The organism is Sorangium sp. So ce176 (genome assembly GCF_051519835.1).
In the GTDB taxonomy this organism is placed as follows: Bacteria; Myxococcota_A; Polyangia; order Polyangiales; family Polyangiaceae; genus Sorangium; species Sorangium cellulosum_G.
Genome location: NZ_CP150371.1, coordinates 11,166,606 through 11,188,660, shown reverse-complemented (window position 1 = coordinate 11,188,660; position 22,055 = coordinate 11,166,606). Strand labels below are relative to the sequence as shown.

Below are 22,055 nucleotides of genomic sequence, written 5' to 3'. Positions count from 1 at the left end.
TCGTCGCGCCCGCTCAGCGCCCTCTCAGCGGCGGCGCCAGGAGCGGGACGCTCGCGCTCTCGAAGGCGCGCGCGGCGCGCAGCACCAGCGTCTTCTCGAAGTGGCGCCCGACGATCTGGAGCCCGAGCGGCAGGCCGGCGCCTGTCACGCCCATGGGCACGCTGATGGCCGGCTGGCGCGTCAGGCTGAAGGGGCCGGCGAAGGACGCGGGGAGCGGGCCGCCTCCCTCGATGGGGGGAGCCGCCCCGGCCGAGGTGGGCGTCACCAGGAGGTCGAAGCGGCGGTGGAGCGAGGCCATCGCCAGGGCCAGCTCCGCGCGTCGCCGCTCGGCCTCGAGGTACGCGACCGCGCCGAGCGCCTCCCCTTCGGCGGCCGCGCTCCGGGCTCGGTAAAGGGCAAGGAGCTCGAGGGCGGTCGCCTGCACCAGCGAGGAGGTCATCACGTATCCACTACAACGGAAATATTATCCGTTATAACAGACATAGCACCGGGCGGACCAGCGGCGGCGTGCTCACGCGCCCGGCGATCGACCGAAGCGCCGCCGGTAGTCCTCCGGCGTGACCTGCAGCGTGCGCTGGAACGCGCGCCGCATTCGCTCGTCGCTACCGAAGCCGCAGTCGCGCGCGAGCTGCTTGATGGACGCCTGGCCCCCCTCGAGGCAGGAGCGCGCCTGCTCCAGCCTCGCCGCCTCGACGAATTTCGCGGGGGTCATCTGCATGGCCCGGGCGAACGTCCGCGCGAAGTTGCGGGGGCTCATCCCGGCCTTCCCGGCCAGCGCCTCGACGCGCAGATCGGCGTCGAGGTGCCGGAGGGCCCAGTCGATCACGCCCTGCAGCGGCCCCGCGGCGACGGTCTGCGCGAGGAGCGGGCGGCTGAACTGGGACTGTCCGCCCGGGCGCTTGAGGAACACAACGAGGTCTCTCGCCACCTTGAGCGCCACGTCGTACCCGAGGTCCTCTTCCACCAGCGAGAGCGCGAGATCGATGCTCGCGGTGACGCCCGCTGACGTGTAGATCTTCCCGGACCGCACGAAGATCGCGTCGGCGTCGACGTCGACGCCGGGATACGCGCGCGCGAGCGCGGCCGCCGCGCGCCAGTGCGTGGCCGCCCGGCGCCCCGCGAGCAGCCCGGCGGCGGCGAGGACGAAGGCGCCGGTGCAGACAGCGCCCATGCGCCGGACCTTGGGTGTCGTCGCGCGCAGCCAGCCGAGCAGCCGGGCGTCGCGCGTCGCTTCACCTGTCTCGCCCCCCGCGACAAGCACCGTATCGACGCCGGGGGCCAGGTCCGCGAGCGCCTTGTGCGCGACGATCTGCGTCCCGGAGGCGGTCCGGATCGCGCCGCCCGCCACGGAGGCGATCTCGACGGCATAGGCCGGGGGAGCTCCGGGGAGCGTCGCTCTGGCCGCGTCCGAGGCCATGGCGAACACGTCGGCGGGCGCCACCACGTCGATGGCGCTCGCGCCGTCATAGGCCACGAGCACGACCCTGCGCGTCGGCGCACGGCGGCTCGCGCCCGGCGTGACGCGGGGAGCGATCATCGAGGAACGGGGCCGGCTCACGCGAAGACGGTACCCGTCGCGCACATGTCCGGCAAGACGACGTACCTGCATTTCCGGCCAAACGCCCTGAGGCCGGCGGGACTCCCGGAGGGCGGAGCTAGAGCGCCGATCAGCTTGACTCCCCCGGGAATGAAGAGATTTGAACCACAGAGCGCCGATCAGCTTGACTCCCCCGGGAATGAAGAGATTTGAACCACAGAGGGCACAGAGGGCACAGAGGGCACAGAGGGCACAGAAGACACAGAGTTTTTTGTTGTTCCTCTGTGCCCTCTGTGCCTCTGTGGTTCGTTTTCTCAGGGCTGCTTCATCGCCGGTGTCCTCTGTGGTTCGTCTTCTCAGGGCTGCCTCATCGCCGGTGTCCTAGGGAGTGTTCAGCTCGACGACGTTGCCGTCGGCGTCGACCGAGAGCTCGAACTCCACGCCGCCGATCACGATGTTCGCCTCGTAGGAGAGCTGCCCGCCGTGCAGCTCCTCGTCCAGCTCCACGATCGAGCCGCCCTGGGCTGCGCGGACGAGCGCCCGGTAAGCCCCCGGCGGGAGCATGTCCATCGTGATGTCCCGCTCGATCAGCGTGCCGCGCGCGTCGATCCTCAAGGCGTAGGTCCGCGCTGTGTTCCGGATGTCGGCCTCGTAGACGACCTCCCCGAGATCCTCCTCGATCTCCATGCGTATCTCCAGGATCGCCGCGCCGGCTGCCTCGCCCTCGATCGCGCGGCGCGCGGGCTCGGCGACCCAGGACAGAGGCACAATCCAGGCCTCGATCTCGCGGGCGAGCACGTTGCCCTGGTCGTCGAGCTCCACCTCGACATAGGTGTCGGCCAGGAGCAGATCGACCTCGTACGTCGCGACGCCACCGTCGATGTTCTCCTCCACCTGCAGGATCTCGACCCCCTTCCCGAGGCGCATGAGCGCCGCGCCGACGGACGCAGGGAGCTCTTCGACAGCGATGAGCCGCTCGATGTCGCCCAGCGCGCCCGCCGTCGAATCCATCGGCTCCCTGATCAGCGTGGAGCCGTGATCGTCAGCCGTCGCGCACGGAGACGCGACGGAGACAGCGCACGGAACGCAGACGAGGACGACGGACAGCGACGCACCCAGGACAGCCACACATGGTTTCATTGGACCCCCTCCGCCTACATGTCGGATGCAGTCTGACATGCGTAGCCGAGGTGGGCGCGACTTCCTTCGACGTGCTCGCGCGAAGCTGCCGGCGATGGGCGTCTGTGCCGGACACTGCCTGCGGATTTCGTCGGGCGTGTATACTCGCTCCATTCACGAAGGGAATTACATGTCCTGGCCAGAACCCGTTAGCCTGCGCGGGAGCCATGCCGCGCTCGAGCCGCTGACTCACGCCCACCACGATGAGCTCGCCGAAGCCGTGCGCGATGGGGAGCTGTGGAATCTTTGGTACACCTACATCCCGCGGCCTGAAGGTCTGCGCGACGAGATCGAGCGCCGGCTGTCCCTCCAGCGCTCGGGCTCGATGCTGCCGTTCGTCGTCGTCGACGCGCGAAGCGGACGCGCTGTCGGCATGACCACGTACATGAACATCGACGCAGGCAATCGACGCGTGGAGATCGGCTCGACGTGGTACCGCAAGAGCGTACAGCGCACCGCGCTCAACACCGAATGCAAGCTGCTGCTGTTGCAGCACGCGTTCGAGACGCTGGAGTGCATCGCTGTGGAGCTCCGGACGCACTTCTTCAACCAGCAGAGCCGGCGCGCCATCGAGCGCCTGGGCGCGAAGCTCGATGGCGTCCTGCGCAACCACGTTCGCGCGTCCGACGGCACGCTGCGCGACACGTGCGTGTACAGCATCATCGCGTCGGAGTGGCCCACGGTGCGCAGCCACCTCACGCATCAGCTCTCGAAGGCGCGCGAGCCGGCGCCCGTGCGTTGACGCGTCGGCGTCGTGGGGCGCCGCGCGCCCCACGGAGGTGGGTTGTCACCTGATCCCGCCGACGAGACAGCGCTTCAGCGCCCGGCGTCCCGGCGCCGGCGGCGGGCCGTCAGCAGCGCGAGGCCCATGGCGACGGCCGCCGCGATCGAGCTCATCGGCTTCGCGTTGCCGACGGCGACGAGGGCGCATCCGCCGGATTCGGACGCCGGCGCTGGGCCCGCGCCGGGGTCGGCGCTGCCACCCGTGCCGCCCGTCGCGCCGCCCGTCGCGCCGCTCGTCGCGCCGCCCGTCGCGCCGCTCGTCGCGCCGCCCGCCGCGCCGCCGCCGCCGCTCCCGCCATCGCCCGCGGCGCCGCCGCTTCCCGCGGCAGATCCGGCGCTGCCGGCGCTCTCGTCACCCCCGACGCCGCTGCCCGAGCCACCCGTGCCACCGCTGCCGCCAGGATCCGAACAGTCGGTCTCCGGATCGGCACCACCGGCCTTGTCGAGGCCGAGGAACGCGAGGATGGCGTCGCTCTCGTACGGCATGGAGTGCGCGCCGTCTCTCCCTGACCAGGTCTCGAACACCGTGTGGCCACACTCGTTCTTCCAGAACTGGCGCTCATAGGTGGTCCCGTTGGCGGAGGTGGTGCTGTCGGTCGACGTCGGGGTCTCGCTCAGCCCCAGGACGTTCGTCCATTCCTTGATCGCCTCGGCCTGGTTCTTGTAATTGATGGTCGCATCCGCGGTGCCGTGGAAGATCTGGAGGCGCGGGCGATGTCCCGTGTAGCCAGGGTACATCGCGCGGACCTGGTCTCCCCATTGCTGCGCCGTCTTGCTCGTCCTGCCGCCCGCGCAGTTGCCGCTCCATTGGTTGCTCGGGTCGAAGCCGTCCGCCCAGCACCCGGCCGGCACCCCCGCCCTCGCCGCGCCCGCCCTGAAGATGTCCGGGTACACCGCCAGCAGGGCTTGCGTCATCATCGCGCCGGATGAGCCGCCCACCGCGTAGACGCGCGCCGGGTCGCCGTTGTACTTCGTGAGCGTGTACTTGACCATCTGAGCGATGGCCTGCGTGTCGCCGCCGCCGTCGTGGGTCAGGGATTTCGCTGTGCCCACGTCCCAGCAGTTCCGGCCGGTGGCCTCCGGAAGGATGATGATGAATCCGTTCTGGTCGGCCCCCGCGCGGATGCCCGAGATGCTGTTGAAGAACCCGCTCACCGGCGTGCTGCACGAGTGGCTGGCCACCACGATGGGAGGCTTCTCCGCCAGCCGGTCCGGGACGTAGATGTTCATGTTGACGTAGTCCGGTACGCCGCTCGCCCCCCACGTCGCCCGGCTCACCGCCACCACGGACGCCGCGTGCACCGGCGTGGCCGCGAACAGTCCAACAGAGATCGACGCGACCACGAGGACGCGATCCTGAAATCGACGCATGTCCGATTACCTCTTGAGCTGGCGTCGCCGACCGTGGCGCGCGCTTGTCGCGATGGATCCTAATCGACATAGGAGCTTCGGCGCAAGCCACTTCGAGTTCCTCCGATCTGGGAAAATTGCAGCGAATCGCGCGCCACGAGGCCGCCACGCCGTCCGAGCGATGTTGAGAGACAGCCATGTAGTCTGAGGCGAGATCCCTCCACGTGCGTCAATTCGGTTGGTATCGAGTGTCGCTGCCCATCGAGGAACGAAGAGGAGGCAGGAGACGGCCGAGCGGCCCGCGGAGGCTCGCCCCGCGGGCCCCCTCGGGCCCTCGCGCACCATGCGACCGAGCACGGCTGTTGTGACCAGCGGCGGCAACCAGCCAGGCGGCATCATCTTCAGAGAGCCCGCTCCGAGCTCATCCGCAGGCATCCTCTCCGGAATCCCCCACCGTTCAGGCCGCCACGGATGGCAAGTTCTCGACGCAGCGAATCGCAAGGGCACAGGTTTCCGGCGTGCTAGGGTCAGCTTTGCTGTACAAAGACCCTGCCGGCGGAGCCTGCTGGTGTGTTGTGTGGGCGCTCACCACGGGTGCGCTGATCGCCACAAATGGCCCGATGGCCGATGGCAGCGACAAGAGATGCAGGCGCGCACGCGGCAGATATCATTCTGTAAAGTTCTGGTGTAGGTAGACGTCCGGCGCCATGACACGGCGCCAGAGCGTGAAGAAGGCGCTCCGCGGGAGCGACGGCGTTCATCGCCTCGCTCGGGTCGGAGCGGTGTATCCGTTATTGTCAGGAGCAATCTCGATATGAAGAGTCTCAGCTTCGCAGCGATCCTGGTCACGGTGTGCGCGGTGGCGGCGTGTTCGGACGACGGCGGCTCGGGGGGTGACGGCGGGGCAGGCGGCGGGGGCGGGGCGTCCGGCACCACCACCTCCACCACCTCCGCGGGATCGGGCTCGAGCGTCACGACGGGCACGGGCGGCAACGGCGAGGGCGGCAATGGTGAGGGCGGCAACGGCGAGGGCGGCAACGGCGAGGGCGGCGGCGCCGCCTGCACCGAGCAGTGCTTCGAGGAAAACCAGCAGGGAGGCGTGGAGTTCCTCACGCTGACGCTCGAGGGCTGCGGCTGTGTGGAGGGCGCCACGTGCGCCAGCACCTGCGATACGGCCGATGAGACGACGGACGCGTGCGCTGACGATGGCTCCGCCAGCTTCCCGGGGCTCCAGGGCAACGACGCGTGCGTGGACTGCCTCGAGGGGCTCGCGGACGAGGACGCTTGCATCAAGACGGTCGAGGACGCGTGCACCGCGAGCGAGGGGTGCAACGCCTTCGCCGAGTGCGTGGCCGCCTGCCCGTGAGACAGTAGAGCGATCTCGCCCCCGGCTGCGCCGCTCCCGCGCAGCCTCGATTCATCGACATCCCTGAACGACGGCGCGCGAGGCCGGGCCGGCGACGGCGCCGGCCCGTCCCGCGGCCTCGGTGCCGCTGGCACGGTATTTCCCTGATCGCTGTTTTGCCTCGATCCGTGCGTCGTTGCCGGGATCCTCCCGCGCGCGGCCCTGGCACTCTCTGGCACAGGAGCGAACCCAATGACATCCCTCCGATCATCCTCGTCTCATCGCGGCCCCGTGTTCTCGCTCGCGCTCGCGCTCGCCCTCTCTGGCGCGCTCGGGGGCTGCAGGCTCATCATCGAGGAGACCTGCGAGTACCACGGCGTCGACCACAGACCCGGCGACACGTTTCCTGACGACGACGGGTGCAACAGCTGCTCCTGCACGGAGGACGGGACCATCGCCTGCACCGACATGGAGTGCATCTCCGGCTGCACGTTCGACGGGGTCACCTACGCGGCGGGCGAGAAGTTCCCCGCCGATTGCAACACCTGCGAGTGCCAGGAAGACGGGACCCTCCTCTGCACCTTGATATCGTGCTTCGACGGCTGCATCCACGACGGGATCGACCACGCGCCCGGTGAGTCGTTCCCCGCGTCCGACGGCTGCAACACCTGCACGTGCGGCGAGGATGGCAGCGTCGCGTGCACGGAGGAGGTCTGTCCGGAGGGCTGCACCTACGGCGGTGTGGAGTACCAGCAGGGCGACAGCTTCAGGTCCCTCGACGGTTGCAATACGTGCACCTGCACCCCTGGCGGGGGCGTGGCCTGCACCGAGCGCTATTGCGGCTGCGACCCGTCGAGCGAGTGGTGGCGCCAGTACGTGAGCACCAGTCTGGAGGCGTGCGCGACGATCGACTTCGCCTGCACCGGAGGCCTCACCTCCGTCCTCAACGAGTGCGGCTGCGGCTGCGAGCAGGACCCGAGCTGCCCGCCCTCGTTCGACTGCAAGCCGCCTCAGGCCTGCGATCTGGACGAGATCCAGGGGCGCTGCCCGTACTCCACGATCGATCGCTGAGCGGGGGCGCCGCGCTCGTCCCTCGAGGACCGGCGGCGCGTGGAGCCAGGCCTGCCTCGCGCCGCGCGCCGCGCGCCCGGCGCGGGGCAGAAAATGCAGGTGCCTTGTCCCTCTCCTTTCCCGCGCCGGGTGCATGGTGACGAGCGTCGCACGCGCAGCGCGCGCCCCTCGCGTCCTCGCGCGAGGCAAGAAAGGACTCCACCATGAGCGTTCAAGACGATGCCACGTTCACCTTGTCCATGAGCCTTCCCATGGAGCGCAGGCTCCAGGTGGCGCTCTTCGTCTGCCCCGGCTTCTTCTTGCCCGACAACATCGGCCTGCAGACGGTGTTCGGGACGCTGCCCAACGTGGACCTGCACCTCGTGTGGAAGAACAGGGACGAGATCACGGGCGTCCCGCGCTTCACGACGCGGGCCACCACCTCCTTCAGCGACTGCCCGAAGGCGCTCGACATCCTCCATGTGCCGGCGATTCCCCCGCACATCATGGAGGATGAAGAGTCGCTCGCGTTCCTCGCCGAGGCCGGCGGCCGCGCGGCGTGGCTGTCCGGGGTCTGCGCGGGCTCGCTGATGCTGGGCGCCGCGGGCCTGCTCAAGGGCTACCGGGCCACGACGAACTTTCACCTGCACGACCAGCTCGCCCACTACGGCGCGATCCCCACCCGAGGGAACGTGGTGGAAGACCGCAACCGGCTCACCTCGGGGCCGGTCTCCGGCGGCTTCGATCTTGCGCTGCGCCTGGTCGGGCGCCTCTACGGGGACGCGATCGCCAGGGAGTGCGAGCTGGAGATGGAGTATGCGCCGGAGCCGCCCTACGGGACGGGCAGCCCCGAGCTCGCGGGGCCAGAGCTGACGGCGAGGTCGATGCAGCGGATGGCGCCGCTCATCGAGGCGACGCGCCAGGTGGGCGCCCGCGCTTCCCGGCGGCTGGGGCTCGCCTGAGCCGCGCTTCCCTCCCCGACTCCCCGACTCCCCGTGAATTTTCCGAAGACTCTGAGGGAATCCTCGGGGTCGACAGAGCATCGCTTTGCTAGCGAGGATGTACATCGCCGGCGCTTTGCCCATCGGATGGGCCCGCCCACGATTCACGGGTTGCGATCGAGGCTGCCCATCAGAGCTTGCCTCCCGCGCAGGCGCGGGCGGCGGCCGCCCAGCCCGCGCCTGCGCGGCGTCAGCTAGGGCGCTGCGTTCGCCGCGCCCGGGGTCGGCGCGGTGACGGCGCCCTCGCCGGTCAGGTCGGGCAACCTGCCCCACGCCTGCCCGTCCGCGGCCGCCTCCATCGGATACTCCAGCTCGTTGAGCACCTGACCGCTCGGAGAGATGAGGAAGACTGTCTCGCCCCTGGAGGCGCTCACCTTCCATGTCGCGTAGAAGCAGCTGCTCGGGCCGCCGGTCAGGCACGCGGTGTGGGGCCCCGGGCCATCGTCTGCCGCCTGGTCACCGAGGACGACCAGGTACGCCCCCTCGTCGAGCTCCGTGCCCACGGGGAACCTGAGCGCGTCCGCCGTGTTGCACAGGCCGTTCGCGTCGGAGTCGCAGAGGCGGAACCCGCTGAGGTCGGCCGCACCCGGGCCCGGGTTGCCGAGCTCGATCCAGTCGCTGCCCTTGGCCGAGATCTCGTTGATCACGACAGTCGTCGTCACGTCCCCGCCGGCGCCCGTTCCCCCTGGCCCGTTGCCGCCGGAGCCGCTCGATCCCTGGGACCCGCTGCTCACGCTCGTGCCAGGCGCGCCGCTGGCCCCCGGATCGTCGCTCGAACCGCAGCCGCCTGCGCAGAGCGCAGCAGCAAAGACCATGGCGAATCGAAGATGTGTCATCACGATGTTCTCCTCGGCGCGCAGCACACGGCGGTCCCGGGCGCGCGTCAATGGGCACGTGTCGGCGCATCGCGCCCGCTCGCGGGATCCAGGGCGCCCCGAGAGGCTGGGCGTCCGTCTCACTCCCAGTTGACGGTGGCCCACCCGTGGGCAGGAACACTGAACTCGAGCTTCTTGCCGCCCACGCCGAGGAGGGTCGTCTTCGCTGAATTGCCGGAGTTGTACAGAATCGTGACGATGGTGCCGTCAGGGTTCTTGAAGGCCAGCGCGTCGCCGCCGCTCGTGGCGACGCGCATCGCGCCGGGATCGACGTACTGTGAGACGTGGCGGAAGACGTGATAGACGGGGGTCACGTTCAGCGTCTTGCTCGCCGTGTCCACGGTGAGGAGCGCGTTCTGGGGCCACGGCCGCTGCGAGTCCAGGTTCTTCCCCGCCGTGTCCAGCACCATGTTCCAGGCGCTGTATGACGTCACCCCTGCCTTGATCCAGTCGCGGATGAGCTCCCAGCTCTCCTCGGCATAGGCGTGATCGTTCGGCGGCCTGTCGGGGTTGAAGGCCGGCAGGCCCGCAGGGTTCCAGGGGTAGTTGCCGCACTTGTGCTCCGTTTGCAGGATCGGCAGGTTGCGCGATTTCAAGCCGGACACGCTGCCCAGCATGTTCCACTGGAGCCCGAAGCCCTTGACGTACTTCATCGCGGTGGAATCGCCTGTCACGGCGTTGAGGATCGCGACGTCCGCCGCGGCCCCGTCGTTGGACATCGTGCCGAGGTAGATCTGCGTCGCGAGCCCCCGCTCGGCGAGCGTCGGACCGAGGTAGGTGCCGATGAACCTGGCCATGAGGGGCCCCGTCCACAGGCAGCTCGGGTACCTCGTCTCGTAGTTCGGCTCGTTCTGAGGGTGAATCGCCTCGACGGTGATGCCCTCCCCGGCGTACGCCTCCACGAACTTCGCGAAGTACAGGGCATACGCCTGCAGGGTTGTCGCGTCGTCCTTCATGCGGCCGCCATCCATGGCGCCGTTGCTCTTCATCCAGGTGGGGGGCGTCCACGGGCTGGCCCAGAGGTGGAGGTCGGGCCTCACGGCGAGCGCCGCCTTGATGTACGGAATCAGCTTCTCCTTGTCCCGATCGATGGAGAAGCTCGCCATCGTGAGATCGTCCGGCGTCTCGTCGAGGGTATAGCGATCCATCGCGTAGTCGCTGGCCCCGATGGGGATGCGCCCGTACGCGAACGCTGCCCCCTCCACCGCGTCGAAGAGCAGCTTGATGGCCCGCGACCGCTCCGCGTCGCCGAGCATCGAGAGCACGTGCCATCCCACCTCGTTGAAGCTGCCGCCGAAGCCGTCCCAGCGCTGGTACGTCGTCGCGTCATCGACTGTCACGTCGGCATTGCCGCTCGTCACCTCGGTCGGCGCCCCCGTCCTCCAGTAGTCATTCGGACCGGAGACGACGAGCGCGGGCTCGACCACCGGGGTCGCGTCGCCCGTCGACGATCCGCCGGCGCCGCCGCCTCCCGTCGCACCGCCGCTGGCACCGTCGACACCGCCTGAGCCCGCGGGACCGCTCGTGCCTGCTCCGCCCGAGCCCGTGGAGACGCTCGATCCCGTCGAGCCGGACGCGCCCGCCCCCGAGCCGCCAGAGCCCTCGGGCGCCGTCGCGCCGGACGACGAGCCGCAGCCCACGAAGCAAAACGCGAGCGAAACGACGGTGGCCGAACCTCGTGCCCAGTTCATCGCAAAATTCCTCAATCGTGAGGGTAAAGACCCGTGGCGGTGCCCGATGCATCCGTCCGAAAGGAGCCGCCCTATATGCCCGCGAGTCCCCGCGGTGATCGGAGCAGAGCGACGTTTTCTGTGGGTGTCCGCTCGTGGTCCCCAGGCCACGGCTGCGCCGGCCGCGGCAGCGCGCGGCGCAGAAGAGCAGCATGCCCACAGGCGGCAACGGCGGCCTCGGAGCGGAATTTTCTACCTGCTCACGGGCGCGCTGTCGGCGGATGGCTCGCGCTGGGGGATCCCGGCAGTGCACGAGGGCGAGCACGGGCTCGTGATGACCACCGTGCCACCGTGTGTGATCACGCACATCAGGGAAACGACGCGCCCGGGTGCGATCCCGCGAAGGACGACCGAGGTTGCCGGCATCCATCGGTGACCATCCGCTCTTCCATGCAGGCCAGTCTGTCGAGGCGGCTCGCATCTCGCACGCACGGAGTGATTCATGAAGAACCTCTATCTTGCCACGACCCAGTTGTTCTGTGTTACCACCATGGCCCTCGCCTCCTCGGCGTGCGGCGGCGACGAGGGCCACGAGCCGGATCTCGACATCGAGCGCTCGGGGGTGGAGGCGCCGCTCCAGGGAGGCGACGGGGGCGCGGGCTGCCCGCTGCTCGACGGCCCACACTCGTTCAACGAGCTCAAGGGATCGCTCGAGGATCTGCCGGTCGACTGCGTTCCGAGCTGGACCGAGGAGCAGCTCAGCGCGGGGTTCGCGAGCATCCGCGACACACGGGTGCCGGAGCTCATCGTGGCGGAGCAACCCGGCTTCTTGCGGAGGATCCCCTGGCTCGAGCCCGAGAACGGCTGCGAGGAGCGGGCCCCGGCGGCGACCTACTTCCTCCACCAGGGGGGGTATCCGACGCCCTGGTATGCCCGGGTCCAGTCCAGGGTGAACGGGGGGTTGACCCTGGTGACCGAGAACGAGCCCGACGGAGAGGTGTCGTGGAGCCACCACGTCGCCCCCGTGGTCCGGGTCGGCGGGCAGCTCATGATCCTCGACCCCGCCATCGAGCCGACGGGGCCCCTCCCGATCGCGACGTGGCTCTCTCGGTTCGTCGCCAGCGAGGTCGACATGGCCGTGTGCCGCGACCACGCCGACGAGAGTGGGTGTATGGCCGCCGTCCCCGCGACGCCGTCGCTGCCCAGCATGATCGACAGTCAAGGGCTGCGCGGGCGGCTGATCAGCGAATGGCGCGTCCAGGAGCTCCTCGGACGCGATCCGTACCGTTCCCTCGGAGACTGCCCGCCGTGGGCAGCGTGCCCCCCCGAGCCCGCGGCCGATCCGGACCTGCCGCCCACCATGAGCCGGTTCGCCTCGGACAGGACCGACTTGCCTGTCTGGTATCCCATCTACGTCATCGGAGACAACTTCGTCGAGGGCTTGACGACCGTGCGCATCACCGGGCCCGGTGTCGACGAGCTCGCTCCCATCTCCGCGATCAACAAGCGCAGGATCCTGATCGAAGTGCTGTATCCGTCCGGCGACTACCAGGTGACGGCGTCGAACGGCGCGCATGCCAGCCAGACCCTGTCCCTGACCATCGACTGATCCCGGGTGGTCAGGCGCGCGCGCCGGGGCCCGGCGTGCGTGCGGCCCTCGGCTCGGAGGGGTTCCTCGCACAAGGGACTGACCACGCCCCCGGGAGCGCCTCTCCACCTCCCCGGTTGACGAGGGCGAGCGGGTAAGCCAGGTTGCCCGGATTCTGAGCATGACGACCGAGGGACCCGAGCCGCTGTGCCTTGGGGCGGCAGTCGCCGAGGCGCTCGCCGCGCAGCACCTCGAGCGCGACGCCGCCGGCTGCCTCGACGCCGCGCTCGCCCTGGCCACCACGCTGCACACGCCTGGGCAGCGCGAGCGCCAACGACGTCTGCTCGAGCGCGCCATCGAGCAGGCGGACGGCGCGCTGGCCGCCGCCGCGCAGGAGCGCGCCGCCCTGCAGGACCATGAGCTCGCCGGTGGAAGCGAGCGAATCGCCGCGACGAGGAGGGGCGCCCATTCTACCCTGGCGAGGGCCCACGCGGCGCGAGCAGAAGACGCGCTTCACGGAGCGGGCCAGCTCTCGTTGAGCGCGCAGCGCGCACCGACGCGCGAAGCGTGCGACGACGGTTGGCGGCGCGTGGAGGCGATCGTGACCGGCGCAGAGGCCTCGGCCCGCGCGGCCGCGATCAGCGCCACAGAGCTCGAGGCCGGCTCGCCGCGGTCAAGGGTCGCACGCGCGGCGCGCGCGGCAGCTCACAGGGCCGAGGCCGCCGCCGGCGCGGCGCGCAGGATCATCGAGGAGCGAAACCACGCGTACACGTTCCACACGGACAACGGCTTCTCGTTCGGCGAGGGGTGGTACGTCGCCGCGGCCGGCGCCCTCGCGGGCGCGGCCATCCAGATCGAGCCAGGCAAGGCCGGGACACCGCAGGCCGAGGCGTTTCTCCGCGATGCAGGCCTGAGCGATCACCTTCAGGCCTACCGCTCGCGCCCGCGCGCGGTGAAGCAGACGACCGAGATCGTCGCGCGCGCCTTCAAAGCCGAGCCGTCCTCCGCCCAGCGGAGGCTCCGCGCGGCGTTCCTCGGGGACGTGCCGATTCCGGCGTCGGTGACGGGCTGGGTCGATCGCCGGCTCGCGGAGGCGCGGGCGGGAAGGTCACCCCGGAAGAAGGTGCTGCTCTGGATCCGCGAGGGGAGCCACCACCCGCACCGGAACACGACGCTCGCCGAGCTCCTGGAGCTGACGGAGCTCGTTCAACGCACGGGGCTCGTGCCTGTGCTGACGGGCGACGCCTTTCGAGGCGGGCAGGTCCCCGAGGGCGCGGTCGACATGACCCTCTTCTGGAAAGACCCCACCTTCCGGCAACTCGATATGCGTCGGGCGCAGCTACAGTTCTTCGAGCACCTGAGGCGAGCGCACGGGCTCGTCGGCCAGCTCGGCGTCACGACCGCCGGCATGGATGGCCCCGCGCTCCTGGGGCTCCCCACGATGTACCTCACCGACGCGCCGAACGTGCGCATGGGGGAGTGGGTCGGGGCGGTGCCGGGATACAAGGAAGTCGTGCGCGAGGGTGGTTATCTCGAGCGCGTCCGCCGTGGGTTGTCGGCGTGGGCCGCTGCTTCGTGAGCGGCCCACCCGACGCTTCCGTGAATACGCCCGACGCCGCGGCGGAGATGTGGCTCATGCAATCGATTCACCTTGCCTACCGCGCCCCGGCCGCGACGCGCGCGAACGCGTCGGGATAGAGGCCCACCTCGGCCTCGCTGCGCGTCTCCAGCGTCTCGGGATCGAGCCGGAGCACCTTGCCCGGGGTCACGGTCCGGTCGCCCTCGCAGACGATGAACAGCCCGTGCTCCTCGTCGAGCGACGCGAGGTGCGGCCTGAGGCATTCGCCGCTGATGTTCCGGGAGAAGGCGTCGCTGTCGTCCGGGGTCATGCCGATGCGCGCGATCGTGTCGGGCACCTGGGTCGGTACGTAGAGGACGCTCCCGTCAGCGGTCCACGCGCCGACGTAGGGCGCGCCGATCGTGAGGATCGTCCTCGACTCGTCGAACATCCCCGACGCGACATCGAAGAAGCGCACCTCCCTGCTCTCGGTGTTGCTCACGGCGATTGTCTTCTGATCGGGCGACATCATGAGGGCGTACGGCCCGTAGGACGACGCGTGATCGCCGGCCGACAGGGGCGGCCCGACGGGGACGAGCTTCACCTCGGCGTCCGGGTCCGTCAGGTCGACGATCGCGAGGGCGTCATCGCCATAACAGGCGACGTAGGCCCGGGCGCCGTCCGGCCGCGAGAGGGCGATGCCGTGCGCGGCCTTGCAGACCGGGATGAGCGTCGGCTCGGCCGAGCCGCGAGGCAGGACCGCACCGGGATCCACGACAGCGATCGATGAGCGAGCCGCCTCGAGGTCCTCCGGGTTCTCGAGCGCGCGCCTGAGATCGAAATGAGAGACGACAACGCGCCCGCCGTCCTCCGAGATCGCGATGTCGCCCGGGTTGGCCTCGACGCGCACCTGCCCGAGCATGCGCAGGTCGTCGAGCGCGAGCTTCTGGACATAGCCGGCCACCGCGCTCCCGCCGTGCACCGCGTGCGGGCCTGTCGCTTCGTCGAGGGAAGGGTACGACAGCGCGATGTAGAGCGCGCCGCCCGCGGCGTCCACGGCCACGCGGCGAGGTCCATCGATCGTCACGGGATCGCGGCCCACGGGGCGGACGCCGAACCGCTCCCCTGTCGCGAGCGCGATGAGGGAGATCGTGTCGGAGAGGCTGTCGGTCACAACGCCCATTCCGCCGTCCGGAATCGTTATCTCCGGGCGCCTGTCCGGATAGGCGTCGCCCTCGTAAGCACCGTAGCGGGTTTCGATGATGGAATCGGGGTCGCTGCAGCTCGCCAGCGTCGCCGCCGCGAGCGCGCAACCCAGGAGCCGCGCGATGACCATGGATGACCTCGAGACGAGCGCCGTCAGCCCGGGCGCGCCGCATCCTAGCAGCCGCCGGCGCTGGACGTGGCTCGCCCCGTCACGGATCAGCCTGCCCGCGCCCTCCACGAGGCGCCCGGCAGCGCGGCGATCCCGAGGAATCCGGCGCACCGCGCTCGTGACGTGCACGCCGGTGTCGCGCCGCGGCGCCGATCATCGACATCGATTCTACCGTGTCGATGAACATTTCTTGTCATGGCCGCCCGGGAGGAGGCTGCGCGTGAGGAGCCGGGGTGGATGGCCTCAAGGCGGTCAGCGCGGCCTGGTAGACGATCTGGAAGCGAGGTTGATCGGGCGCGAGCTCGGCGGCGCGCTTCAGCGGATCGAGCGCCTGGTCTCGGTGACCTTGCCGGACCAGGGCGAGGCCGAGCGCGTGGAGCAGCTCGGCCTGCTCGGGGAGCCGGGTGATGCCGCGCCGGAGCAGCGCGACGCCGTCCGCGTCGCGACCGAGCTCGCGGTAGAGGTCGGCGAGGTTCACGTAGGTGGGGACGTAGCCTGGCTCGATGCGAAGCGCGGCGAGGTAGGCCTGCTCGGCGTCGCGCGGCTTGCCCGTGCGGGAGAAGACGAGGCCGAGGTTGTTCTGGGCTTCGGCGCGATCGGCGTGGAGGGTTTGCGTGGCGATGTACTCGCGCAAGGCGCCGTCCAGGTCCTGCGCGGCGCGCTCGGGCAAGGCGCCGAGGTCGACGCCCGCGAGCAGGCGCGCGGCCTCGACGCGCACGCCGCGCACGGGATCGGCCAGGAGCGGCGCGGCGGCGGCCGCGATGCGGCGGGGGTCGTGGCTCTCCAGCGCGCCGAGCGCGGCGCGCCGGAGCAGCGGGTCGGGATCGGCGAGCGCGGCGCGGGCGACGGCGAGCGTCGCGGCCGTCGGGGCGGCGCGCAGCGAGGCGAGCGCCGTGGCGCGCGCGATGGCGGGGACGGCGCTGTCGGTCGCGATCTGCTGGAGCTCGGCGGCGACGGCCGGGTCGCCGGGCGCGGCACGCGCGCGAGCGAAGACCTCGGCGGTCGTCTGGTAGCCCCGCGCGGGGCGGCCGAGCCAGGCTTGCACGGCGTCGGCGGCCCAGCGCGCGGGCTTCTGCGCGTGGCAGTCGGTGCATGTGTTCGGGATCCCGAGGCGGACCGAGAGATCCGGCCGAGGCACGCGGAAGCCGTGATCGTGACGGACGTCGACGCCCATGTACGTGCGCGCCGGCATGTGGCAGTCGACGCAGCGCGGAGCGGCGGGCGCGGCGCCCGCGGGCGCGGCGTGGTGGTGATGCGCGGGGACATCGAAGCGCGCCGGTTCGTGGCAGGACGCGCACACGCCGTTGCCCTCGGCGCGCAGACGGCCGGCGTGCGGCTCGTGGCAGTCGCTGCACGTCACGCCGGCGTGCGCCATCTTGCTCTGCTGGAACGAGCCGTAGGTGAAGACCTCGTCGCTCATCACGCCGTCGGGCGTGTAGAGGGGCCCGGTCAGCAGCTCGGGCGCGACGCTGTCGAGCAGCGGGGCGCCGTGCTGGAGCGGCTGCGAGAGCGTCTCGCGGCGGCTGTGGCAGAACGCGCACGTGGCGCTCTCGGTGCCGCTCGAGGGGCTCCTGGCGCGCTGCGCTGTGCCGCTCGGCAGCCGTGTCCACGTGGCGCTCCGGCGCTCGTCGAAGCGCACGTCGAGGCCCTTCGAGGGGTCCGGCGTCGGGGCCCTGGTCCAGTCGATGTGGCGCGCGCCGCCGCCGTGGCAGCCTTCGCACCCGACGCTGATCTCGGACCAGGTGGTGGTGAAGCGGTCCGCGGCCGCGTCGTACCCTTTCGTGACGTGCGTCGAGTGGCACTCGGCGCACATGTGATTCCAGTTCTGGCTGGCGCCGGTCCAGTGCAGCACGTCGCCGGCGCGCACGCTGTCGCCCTCGTGCAGGTGGTACCAGCGCTGCCCGCCGCGCGCCCGGGGGCGCGCGTCCCACGCAAACGGCAGCGCCTGCAGGCGTCCGCCCGGGCCGGCAACGAGGTATTGCTGGAGCGGCTCGACGCCGAAGGTGTACAGCACTTCATAGCGGTGCAGCCGGCCATCGGGGCCGTCCGTGGTGACCCAGTATTTGCCGTCCTGGCGATCGAAGCGGTGGACCTTCCCGGCGTACTGGAGGCGCGCCCCCTCGAAGTCCCCGAGCACGGTGGCGGCGCTCGCGTGCTGCATGGCCCGGGCGTGCTGCGAGCCCTTCCAGGCGGCGTGCTCTTCGGCGTGGCACGGCGCGCAGCGGTCGCTGCCGACGAAGCCGGCCGCCGCACGCGCCGGCGACGGCTCCGACGGGCTCACCGGCGCTGCGGCAGCCGCCGGGGCCTCTGCGGCGTCGCCGCGCGCCGCCCCGGGCTTCATCCCCGGAGCGCTCGCCGTGGAGGCGTCGGCCGGCGTGAAGGAGGATGCGCCGGTGGACGCGCGCCAGACAACGAGCCCGGCGAGCGCCAGGATCAGGACAACGAGGGGCCAAGAGCGAGCGATTCGGGAGCTGGCCATGGGCGGAGGCGAGGCGAGCGCCGCCGCGAGACGCGGGGCGTGCAGAGACGCCCGCGTCCCGCGCGCGGCGCGGCGCGCTGTTACTCGGTGAGGATGACCCTTCGGTCGGTGGCGTACTGCGCCCACGCGGCGGAGAGCTCGGCCGCCACGTCCGGATGAGCCGCGGACACGTCGTTGATCTCGCCGCGGTCGGTGGCCAGATCGTACAGCGTCCAGGCGCGCGGCGTCGGGCCATACGGCGCGCCGAGCCACAGCAGCTTCCAGTTGTCGCGGATCACGTAGCGGTGGTTGCCGTGCTCCCAGATCAACGCCTCACCGGGCGCGCGCACGCCGGTCGCCCGATCCTCGAGCACCGGCAGGATCGAGTGCCCGCTGATCGGCGCGACCGCCCTGCCCTTGTAGGTGCTCCCCGGGGTGGGCACGCCGGCCAGCTCGAGAACGGTCGGCAGGAAATCGACGACGTGCGTGGTCCCGTCGAACTGCGGCCTGGCGTGGTGCTGTCCCGGAAGCCGGGCGATGGCCGGAACGGCGACGCCGCCTTCGGTCGTGTAGCTCTTCCACAGCCGGAACGGCGTGGCGCTCACCTCGGCCCAGCGGGGTCCGACGCCGATGTACGAGCCCGGTCGACCCAGGTTCTCGAGCGTGTTCACCACCGGCCCGGAGCGGCTCGGGTCGTTGGCGGCGAAGCCCTCGCGATTGCCACCTTCCGCGCCGTTGTCGGACTGGAAGAAGATGAAGGTGTTCTCGTACTCGCCGACGCGCTTGAGGTACTGGATCAACCTGCCGACGTTGGCGTCGAGGTTCTCGACCATGGCGGCGTAGATTTCCATGCGCCGCGCTTCGTAGATCCTCTCCTCGGGCGTGAGCTGTTCCCATGTCTTCGGGTTGCTGCCGTCGCTCGGCAAGCGGGGGTTGGGCGTGAACGACTCGGGGATGATGCCGCGGCTCTTGAGCCGCGCGAGGCGCTGCTCGCGGATGGCGTCGTGGCCCGCGTCGTAGCGGCCGCGGTACCTGTCGATGTACGCGGGCGGCGCCTGGAGCGGCCAGTGCGGCGTCGTGTACGTCGCGAACGCGAAGAACGGCTTGCCGTCGGCGCGGTTGCTCTCGATGTACTGGATGAGCTTGTCCGTGTAGAGCTCGGTCGCGTAGAAGTCGCGCGGCGGCTGCGTGTACAGGCCGTCCTCGCGATAGAGCTGCGTCTGCGCGGCCGTCGGCGGGTCGGCGTACTCGTTGAAGAACGCCGCCACGCCGCCGAGGAGGACGTACGATCTCTCGAAGCCGCGCGCCGGCGGGCTCTGATCCTCCGCGTCGCCGAGGTGCCACTTGCCGGCGATGTACGTATGGTAGCCGGCGTCTTTCAGGAGCTCGGCGACGGACAGGGCGTTGTCGGTCAGGTGGCCCTCGTAGCCGGGCTGCCCTGCTTGCGGTCCGGTGCCACCGCCCATGCGGCCCAGCCCGACGGCGTGGCTGTCGGTGCCGGAGATCAGCATCGCGCGGGTCGGCGCGCAGAGCGATCCGGAGCGGTGCCCGGTGAGGATGCGGCCCTCGGCGGCGAGCGTGTCGAGGTTCGGGGTGCTGATCTCGCCGCCGAACGCGCCGAGGTCCGAGAAGCCGAGATCGTCGGCCACGATCGTGACGATGTTGGGCAGCTCGGCGTCCGCGCCGCCCCCGCCGCCAGCGCCGCCAGCGCCGCCAGCGCCGCCAGCGCCGCCCGAGCCCGCTGCACCGCCGCCCGAGCCCGCAGTACCTCCAGCGCCGCCATCGCCGCCCGAGCCCGCTGCATCGCCGCCCGAGCCCGCAGTACCTCCGGCGCCGCCAGCGCCGCCCGAGCCCGCAGTACCTCCGCCGCCGCCAGCGCCGCCCGAGCCCGCTGCACCGCCGCCGCCCGAGCCCGCTGCACCTCCGGCGCCGCCAGCGCCGCCCGAGCCCGCTGCACCTCCGGCGCCGCCAGCGCCGCCAGAGCCGACGGTCGAGCTGCCGGCGCTGCCGCCGCTGCCGCCGCTGCCCGCGTCGTCGTCGCTCCCGCAGCCGATCGGGCCGAGCAGCGTGGCGAGCAACCAGGGCCCGCTCGCGAGCGCCGAACCAATCCATCGATGTCGTTCGAAGAACCGCTTCATTCCTGTCTCCTTGGGCGTGATCGAAGCGCCGCATGACGGAGTCGAACGTCGTCGGAGCGAGTGGCCGCCGTGCCCCTGAAGGGACACCTCGGTTCGCGCGCTGGCAGAGCTCAGCCGGGCGCGCCACGAGAAGGGCGGACGCTGACGGTGATGAGCCGCTTGGCTCGGCCGTCACGACGAACGGCAGCGCGGCGCGCGCGTCGCGGACGCGCTGCCTCGCTGTTCTCCTCGCCGCAGCTCGCGCCGCGGCGCATGCGGCTAACTACAGCAAGACAGGCAAGCGCTCATTCGATGGCGCGCACCTCGGACCCCCGGGTGAGCACCGAATGTCCGCGCGGCAACGACGGAAGGAAACATTCGTCCGTTATAACGGACAACGCGGCGCTATACAAGACGAATCTTCGCGCCGTGGGGCTGGCGCGTGGCCATGGGGCGGCTCCTCCGCTCAGCGATCGATCGCGGAGTACGGGCAGCGCCGCTGGATCTCGTCCAGATCGCAGGCCAGGGGCGGCTTGCAGTCGAACGAGGGCGGGCAGCTCGGGTCCTGCTCGCAGCCGCAGCCGCACTCGTTGGAGACGGAGGTCAGGCCTCCGGTGCAGGCGAGGTCGATGACCGCGCACTCCTCCGGGCTGGTGGTCACGTACTGGCGCCACCACTCGCGCGACGGGTCGCAGCCGCAATAACGCTCGGTGCAGGCCACGCCCCCGCCAGGGGTGCAGGTGCACGTGTTGCAGCCGTCGAGGGAGCCGAAGCTGTCGCCCTGCTGGTACTCCACACCGCCGTAGGTGCAGCCCTCCGGACAGCCCTCCTCCGTACACGCGACGCTGCCATCCTCGCCGCACGTGCAGGTGTTGCAGCCGTCTGACGCGGGGAACGACTCGCCGGGCATGTACGGGTACCCGTCGTAGGTGCAGGCGCCGGCGCACGCCATCTCGGTGCAGGCGACGGTCCCGTCGCTCGAGCACGCGCAGCGATTGCACCCGTCCCCGGCAGGGAACGACGCGCCCGGCGCGTGGGTGACCCCCTTCCACACGCAGCCCTGGGTGCACGCCATCAGGGTGCAGGCGACGTCCCCGTCCTCCGTGCAGGAGCAGCCGTTGCACCCGTCCCTGTCGGGAAACGTGTCGCCGGGCCTGTAGTCGACGCCGTCGTACTCGCACGTCCTCTCGCCGATGAGGCCGCAGCCCGCGAGCGCGCCGGAGAGGGCGATCGCGAGCGAGATCAGGGGGACGCGGTGAGACAAGGATGATCGGAGGGCTGTCATGGGGTTCGCTCCTGTACCAGAGAGTGCCAGGGCCGCGCGTGGGAGGCTCCCGGCGCGGACGCTCGGCGCGAGGCGAGACAGCGCTCGAGGAAATGCCGTGCCAGCCGCGTCGGAGCGCGCGCGGGTGACGTCAGGCGGGGGGCTTCCAGTCGGCGTAGTAGCGCTGCCGCATGCGCTCGCAGTAGGCGACGAGGTTCGCCTGGGCCGCGGCGTGCCGCTTCACCGGCGAGTCGGCGGGGAAGTGCAGGATGCTGACGAGGAATGCATAGGCTGTCGCGTCCACGGAGCTCGGCTCGGCCCCGAGCAGGAACGGCTGATCGCCGAGCAGGGCGGCGAGCGCGGTGAGGTCCGCCTTGCCGGCCTCGTGGACCTCCTCGCGGCTGTGGAGCCCGGTGCCCTGCGCGCGGAGCGTCCGCTTCACGCTCCGCCGGATGAGCTCGGCGATCGGGCCGCCGATGACCGGGGGCAGGAGCGACACGATGACGGGGCGGTAGGCGGCCCAGCCGTCGGGCTCGGCCCAGCGCGCGTACACGAGCACCCAGTAGAACGCCTCGTCGAGCATGCGCCGGACCACGTGGCCGCGCGCGCGCGCCTCGGGGGTCAGGTGGGCGTCGAGCCTGTCGCCGTGGACGCGCTGCAGGTGCTCGATGACGAGCTGCGAGTCGCCCATCTTGCGGCCGTCGATCTCGACGTACGGGATCTTGCCCTTCGGCGCGGCGCGCATGTCGCCCGGGCGCACCTCGTACGGGAGGCCGGCCATGCGCAGCCAGGTCTCGAGCTTGACACAGAACGGGCTGATGTTCGGGATGCCCCACGCGGTGGGGCCCTGGTAGAGGGTGATCATGGCGGTCCTTCGCTGCCCGCGGGCCACGCGGCCCACCGGG

The 22,055-nt window shown here is 70.8% G+C and carries 17 protein-coding genes; 6 read left to right on the top strand and 11 right to left on the bottom strand.

The genetic code is table 11. The annotated features are described in order from the left end of the window. Positions 1-13: 13 nt before the first annotated feature. The 3 genes from WMF42_RS42280 to WMF42_RS42270 all read right to left on the bottom strand — a co-directional run bounded on the left by WMF42_RS42280 (position 14) and on the right by WMF42_RS42270 (position 2,665). The gene (locus tag WMF42_RS42280) at positions 14-439 is read right to left on the bottom strand and encodes an amidase family protein (protein ID WP_437688812.1); all 426 of its coding nucleotides are present in this window, start codon (positions 437-439) and stop codon (positions 14-16) included. A gap of 72 nt (positions 440-511) precedes the next feature. Beyond that, the gene (locus tag WMF42_RS42275; RefSeq protein WP_437694424.1) at positions 512-1,537 is read right to left on the bottom strand and encodes a GlxA family transcriptional regulator; all 1,026 of its coding nucleotides are present in this window, start codon (positions 1,535-1,537) and stop codon (positions 512-514) included. Between the two features lie 381 nt (positions 1,538-1,918). Beyond that, positions 1,919-2,665 carry a PepSY domain-containing protein gene (locus WMF42_RS42270; protein WP_061610414.1) on the bottom strand — a complete coding sequence of 249 codons (747 nt, stop codon included), beginning with the start codon at positions 2,663-2,665 and terminating at the stop codon, positions 1,919-1,921. A gap of 181 nt (positions 2,666-2,846) precedes the next feature. Between WMF42_RS42270 and WMF42_RS42265 the strand changes: the two genes are divergently transcribed. Then, complete coding sequence (locus WMF42_RS42265) at positions 2,847-3,458, top strand: GNAT family N-acetyltransferase (RefSeq protein ID WP_061610413.1); 612 nt, start codon at positions 2,847-2,849, stop codon at positions 3,456-3,458. 74 nt (positions 3,459-3,532) lie between these two features. Here WMF42_RS42265 and WMF42_RS42260 read toward each other — a convergent pair whose 3' ends face one another. Next, a complete protein-coding gene (locus WMF42_RS42260; RefSeq protein ID WP_437688809.1) occupies positions 3,533-4,870 on the bottom strand; it encodes an extracellular catalytic domain type 1 short-chain-length polyhydroxyalkanoate depolymerase in 1,338 nt (445 codons plus the stop codon). A 793-nt stretch (positions 4,871-5,663) separates the two neighbouring features. Between WMF42_RS42260 and WMF42_RS42255 the strand changes: the two genes are divergently transcribed. From WMF42_RS42255 to WMF42_RS42245, 3 genes are all read left to right on the top strand, one after another. After that, a complete protein-coding gene (locus WMF42_RS42255) occupies positions 5,664-6,215 on the top strand; it encodes a hypothetical protein (protein WP_437688807.1) in 552 nt (183 codons plus the stop codon). Positions 6,216-6,446: 231 nt separating this feature from the next. Next, positions 6,447-7,265 (top strand): hypothetical protein, encoded by an 819-nt coding sequence (locus WMF42_RS42250; RefSeq protein ID WP_437688806.1) that lies wholly within the window; start codon positions 6,447-6,449, stop codon positions 7,263-7,265. Positions 7,266-7,468: 203 nt separating this feature from the next. After that, positions 7,469-8,206: a DJ-1/PfpI family protein gene (locus tag WMF42_RS42245; protein WP_437688805.1), complete on the top strand. Its 738-nt coding sequence runs from the start codon at positions 7,469-7,471 to the stop codon at positions 8,204-8,206. 233 nt (positions 8,207-8,439) lie between these two features. Here the strand turns inward: WMF42_RS42245 and WMF42_RS42240 are convergent, their stop codons facing one another. Together WMF42_RS42240 and WMF42_RS42235 are read right to left on the bottom strand one after the other, a co-directional pair. Further along, on the bottom strand, positions 8,440-9,081 hold the full coding sequence (locus WMF42_RS42240; RefSeq protein ID WP_437688803.1) for a lamin tail domain-containing protein: 642 nt from the start codon (positions 9,079-9,081) through the stop codon (positions 8,440-8,442). A gap of 119 nt (positions 9,082-9,200) precedes the next feature. After that, the gene (locus WMF42_RS42235; protein WP_437688801.1) at positions 9,201-10,811 is read right to left on the bottom strand and encodes a glycoside hydrolase family 30 protein; all 1,611 of its coding nucleotides are present in this window, start codon (positions 10,809-10,811) and stop codon (positions 9,201-9,203) included. A 481-nt stretch (positions 10,812-11,292) separates the two neighbouring features. Here WMF42_RS42235 and WMF42_RS42230 point away from each other — a divergent pair, with 481 nt between their 5' ends. Together WMF42_RS42230 and WMF42_RS42225 are read left to right on the top strand one after the other, a co-directional pair. After that, complete coding sequence (locus tag WMF42_RS42230; protein ID WP_437688799.1) at positions 11,293-12,399, top strand: protein-glutamine glutaminase family protein; 1,107 nt, start codon at positions 11,293-11,295, stop codon at positions 12,397-12,399. Positions 12,400-12,559: 160 nt separating this feature from the next. Then, entirely contained in the window at positions 12,560-13,957 is a 1,398-nt protein-coding gene (locus WMF42_RS42225; RefSeq protein ID WP_437688797.1) for a hypothetical protein, read from the top strand. Positions 13,958-14,033: 76 nt separating this feature from the next. On the opposite strand, the gene WMF42_RS42220 is transcribed toward WMF42_RS42225, so the two are convergent. The 5 genes from WMF42_RS42220 to WMF42_RS42200 all read right to left on the bottom strand — a co-directional run bounded on the left by WMF42_RS42220 (position 14,034) and on the right by WMF42_RS42200 (position 22,015). After that, positions 14,034-15,272: a YncE family protein gene (locus WMF42_RS42220; protein WP_437688795.1), complete on the bottom strand. Its 1,239-nt coding sequence runs from the start codon at positions 15,270-15,272 to the stop codon at positions 14,034-14,036. A gap of 232 nt (positions 15,273-15,504) precedes the next feature. Continuing rightward, positions 15,505-17,790: a multiheme c-type cytochrome gene (locus tag WMF42_RS42215; RefSeq protein WP_437688793.1), complete on the bottom strand. Its 2,286-nt coding sequence runs from the start codon at positions 17,788-17,790 to the stop codon at positions 15,505-15,507. 80 nt (positions 17,791-17,870) lie between these two features. Next, entirely contained in the window at positions 17,871-19,907 is a 2,037-nt protein-coding gene (locus tag WMF42_RS42210) for an arylsulfatase (RefSeq protein ID WP_437688791.1), read from the bottom strand. A 445-nt stretch (positions 19,908-20,352) separates the two neighbouring features. Next, positions 20,353-21,171 carry a hypothetical protein gene (locus WMF42_RS42205; protein ID WP_437688789.1) on the bottom strand — a complete coding sequence of 273 codons (819 nt, stop codon included), beginning with the start codon at positions 21,169-21,171 and terminating at the stop codon, positions 20,353-20,355. 130 nt (positions 21,172-21,301) lie between these two features. Beyond that, on the bottom strand, positions 21,302-22,015 hold the full coding sequence (locus WMF42_RS42200; RefSeq protein WP_437688787.1) for a glutathione S-transferase family protein: 714 nt from the start codon (positions 22,013-22,015) through the stop codon (positions 21,302-21,304). Between the last annotated feature and the right edge of the window lie 40 nt (positions 22,016-22,055).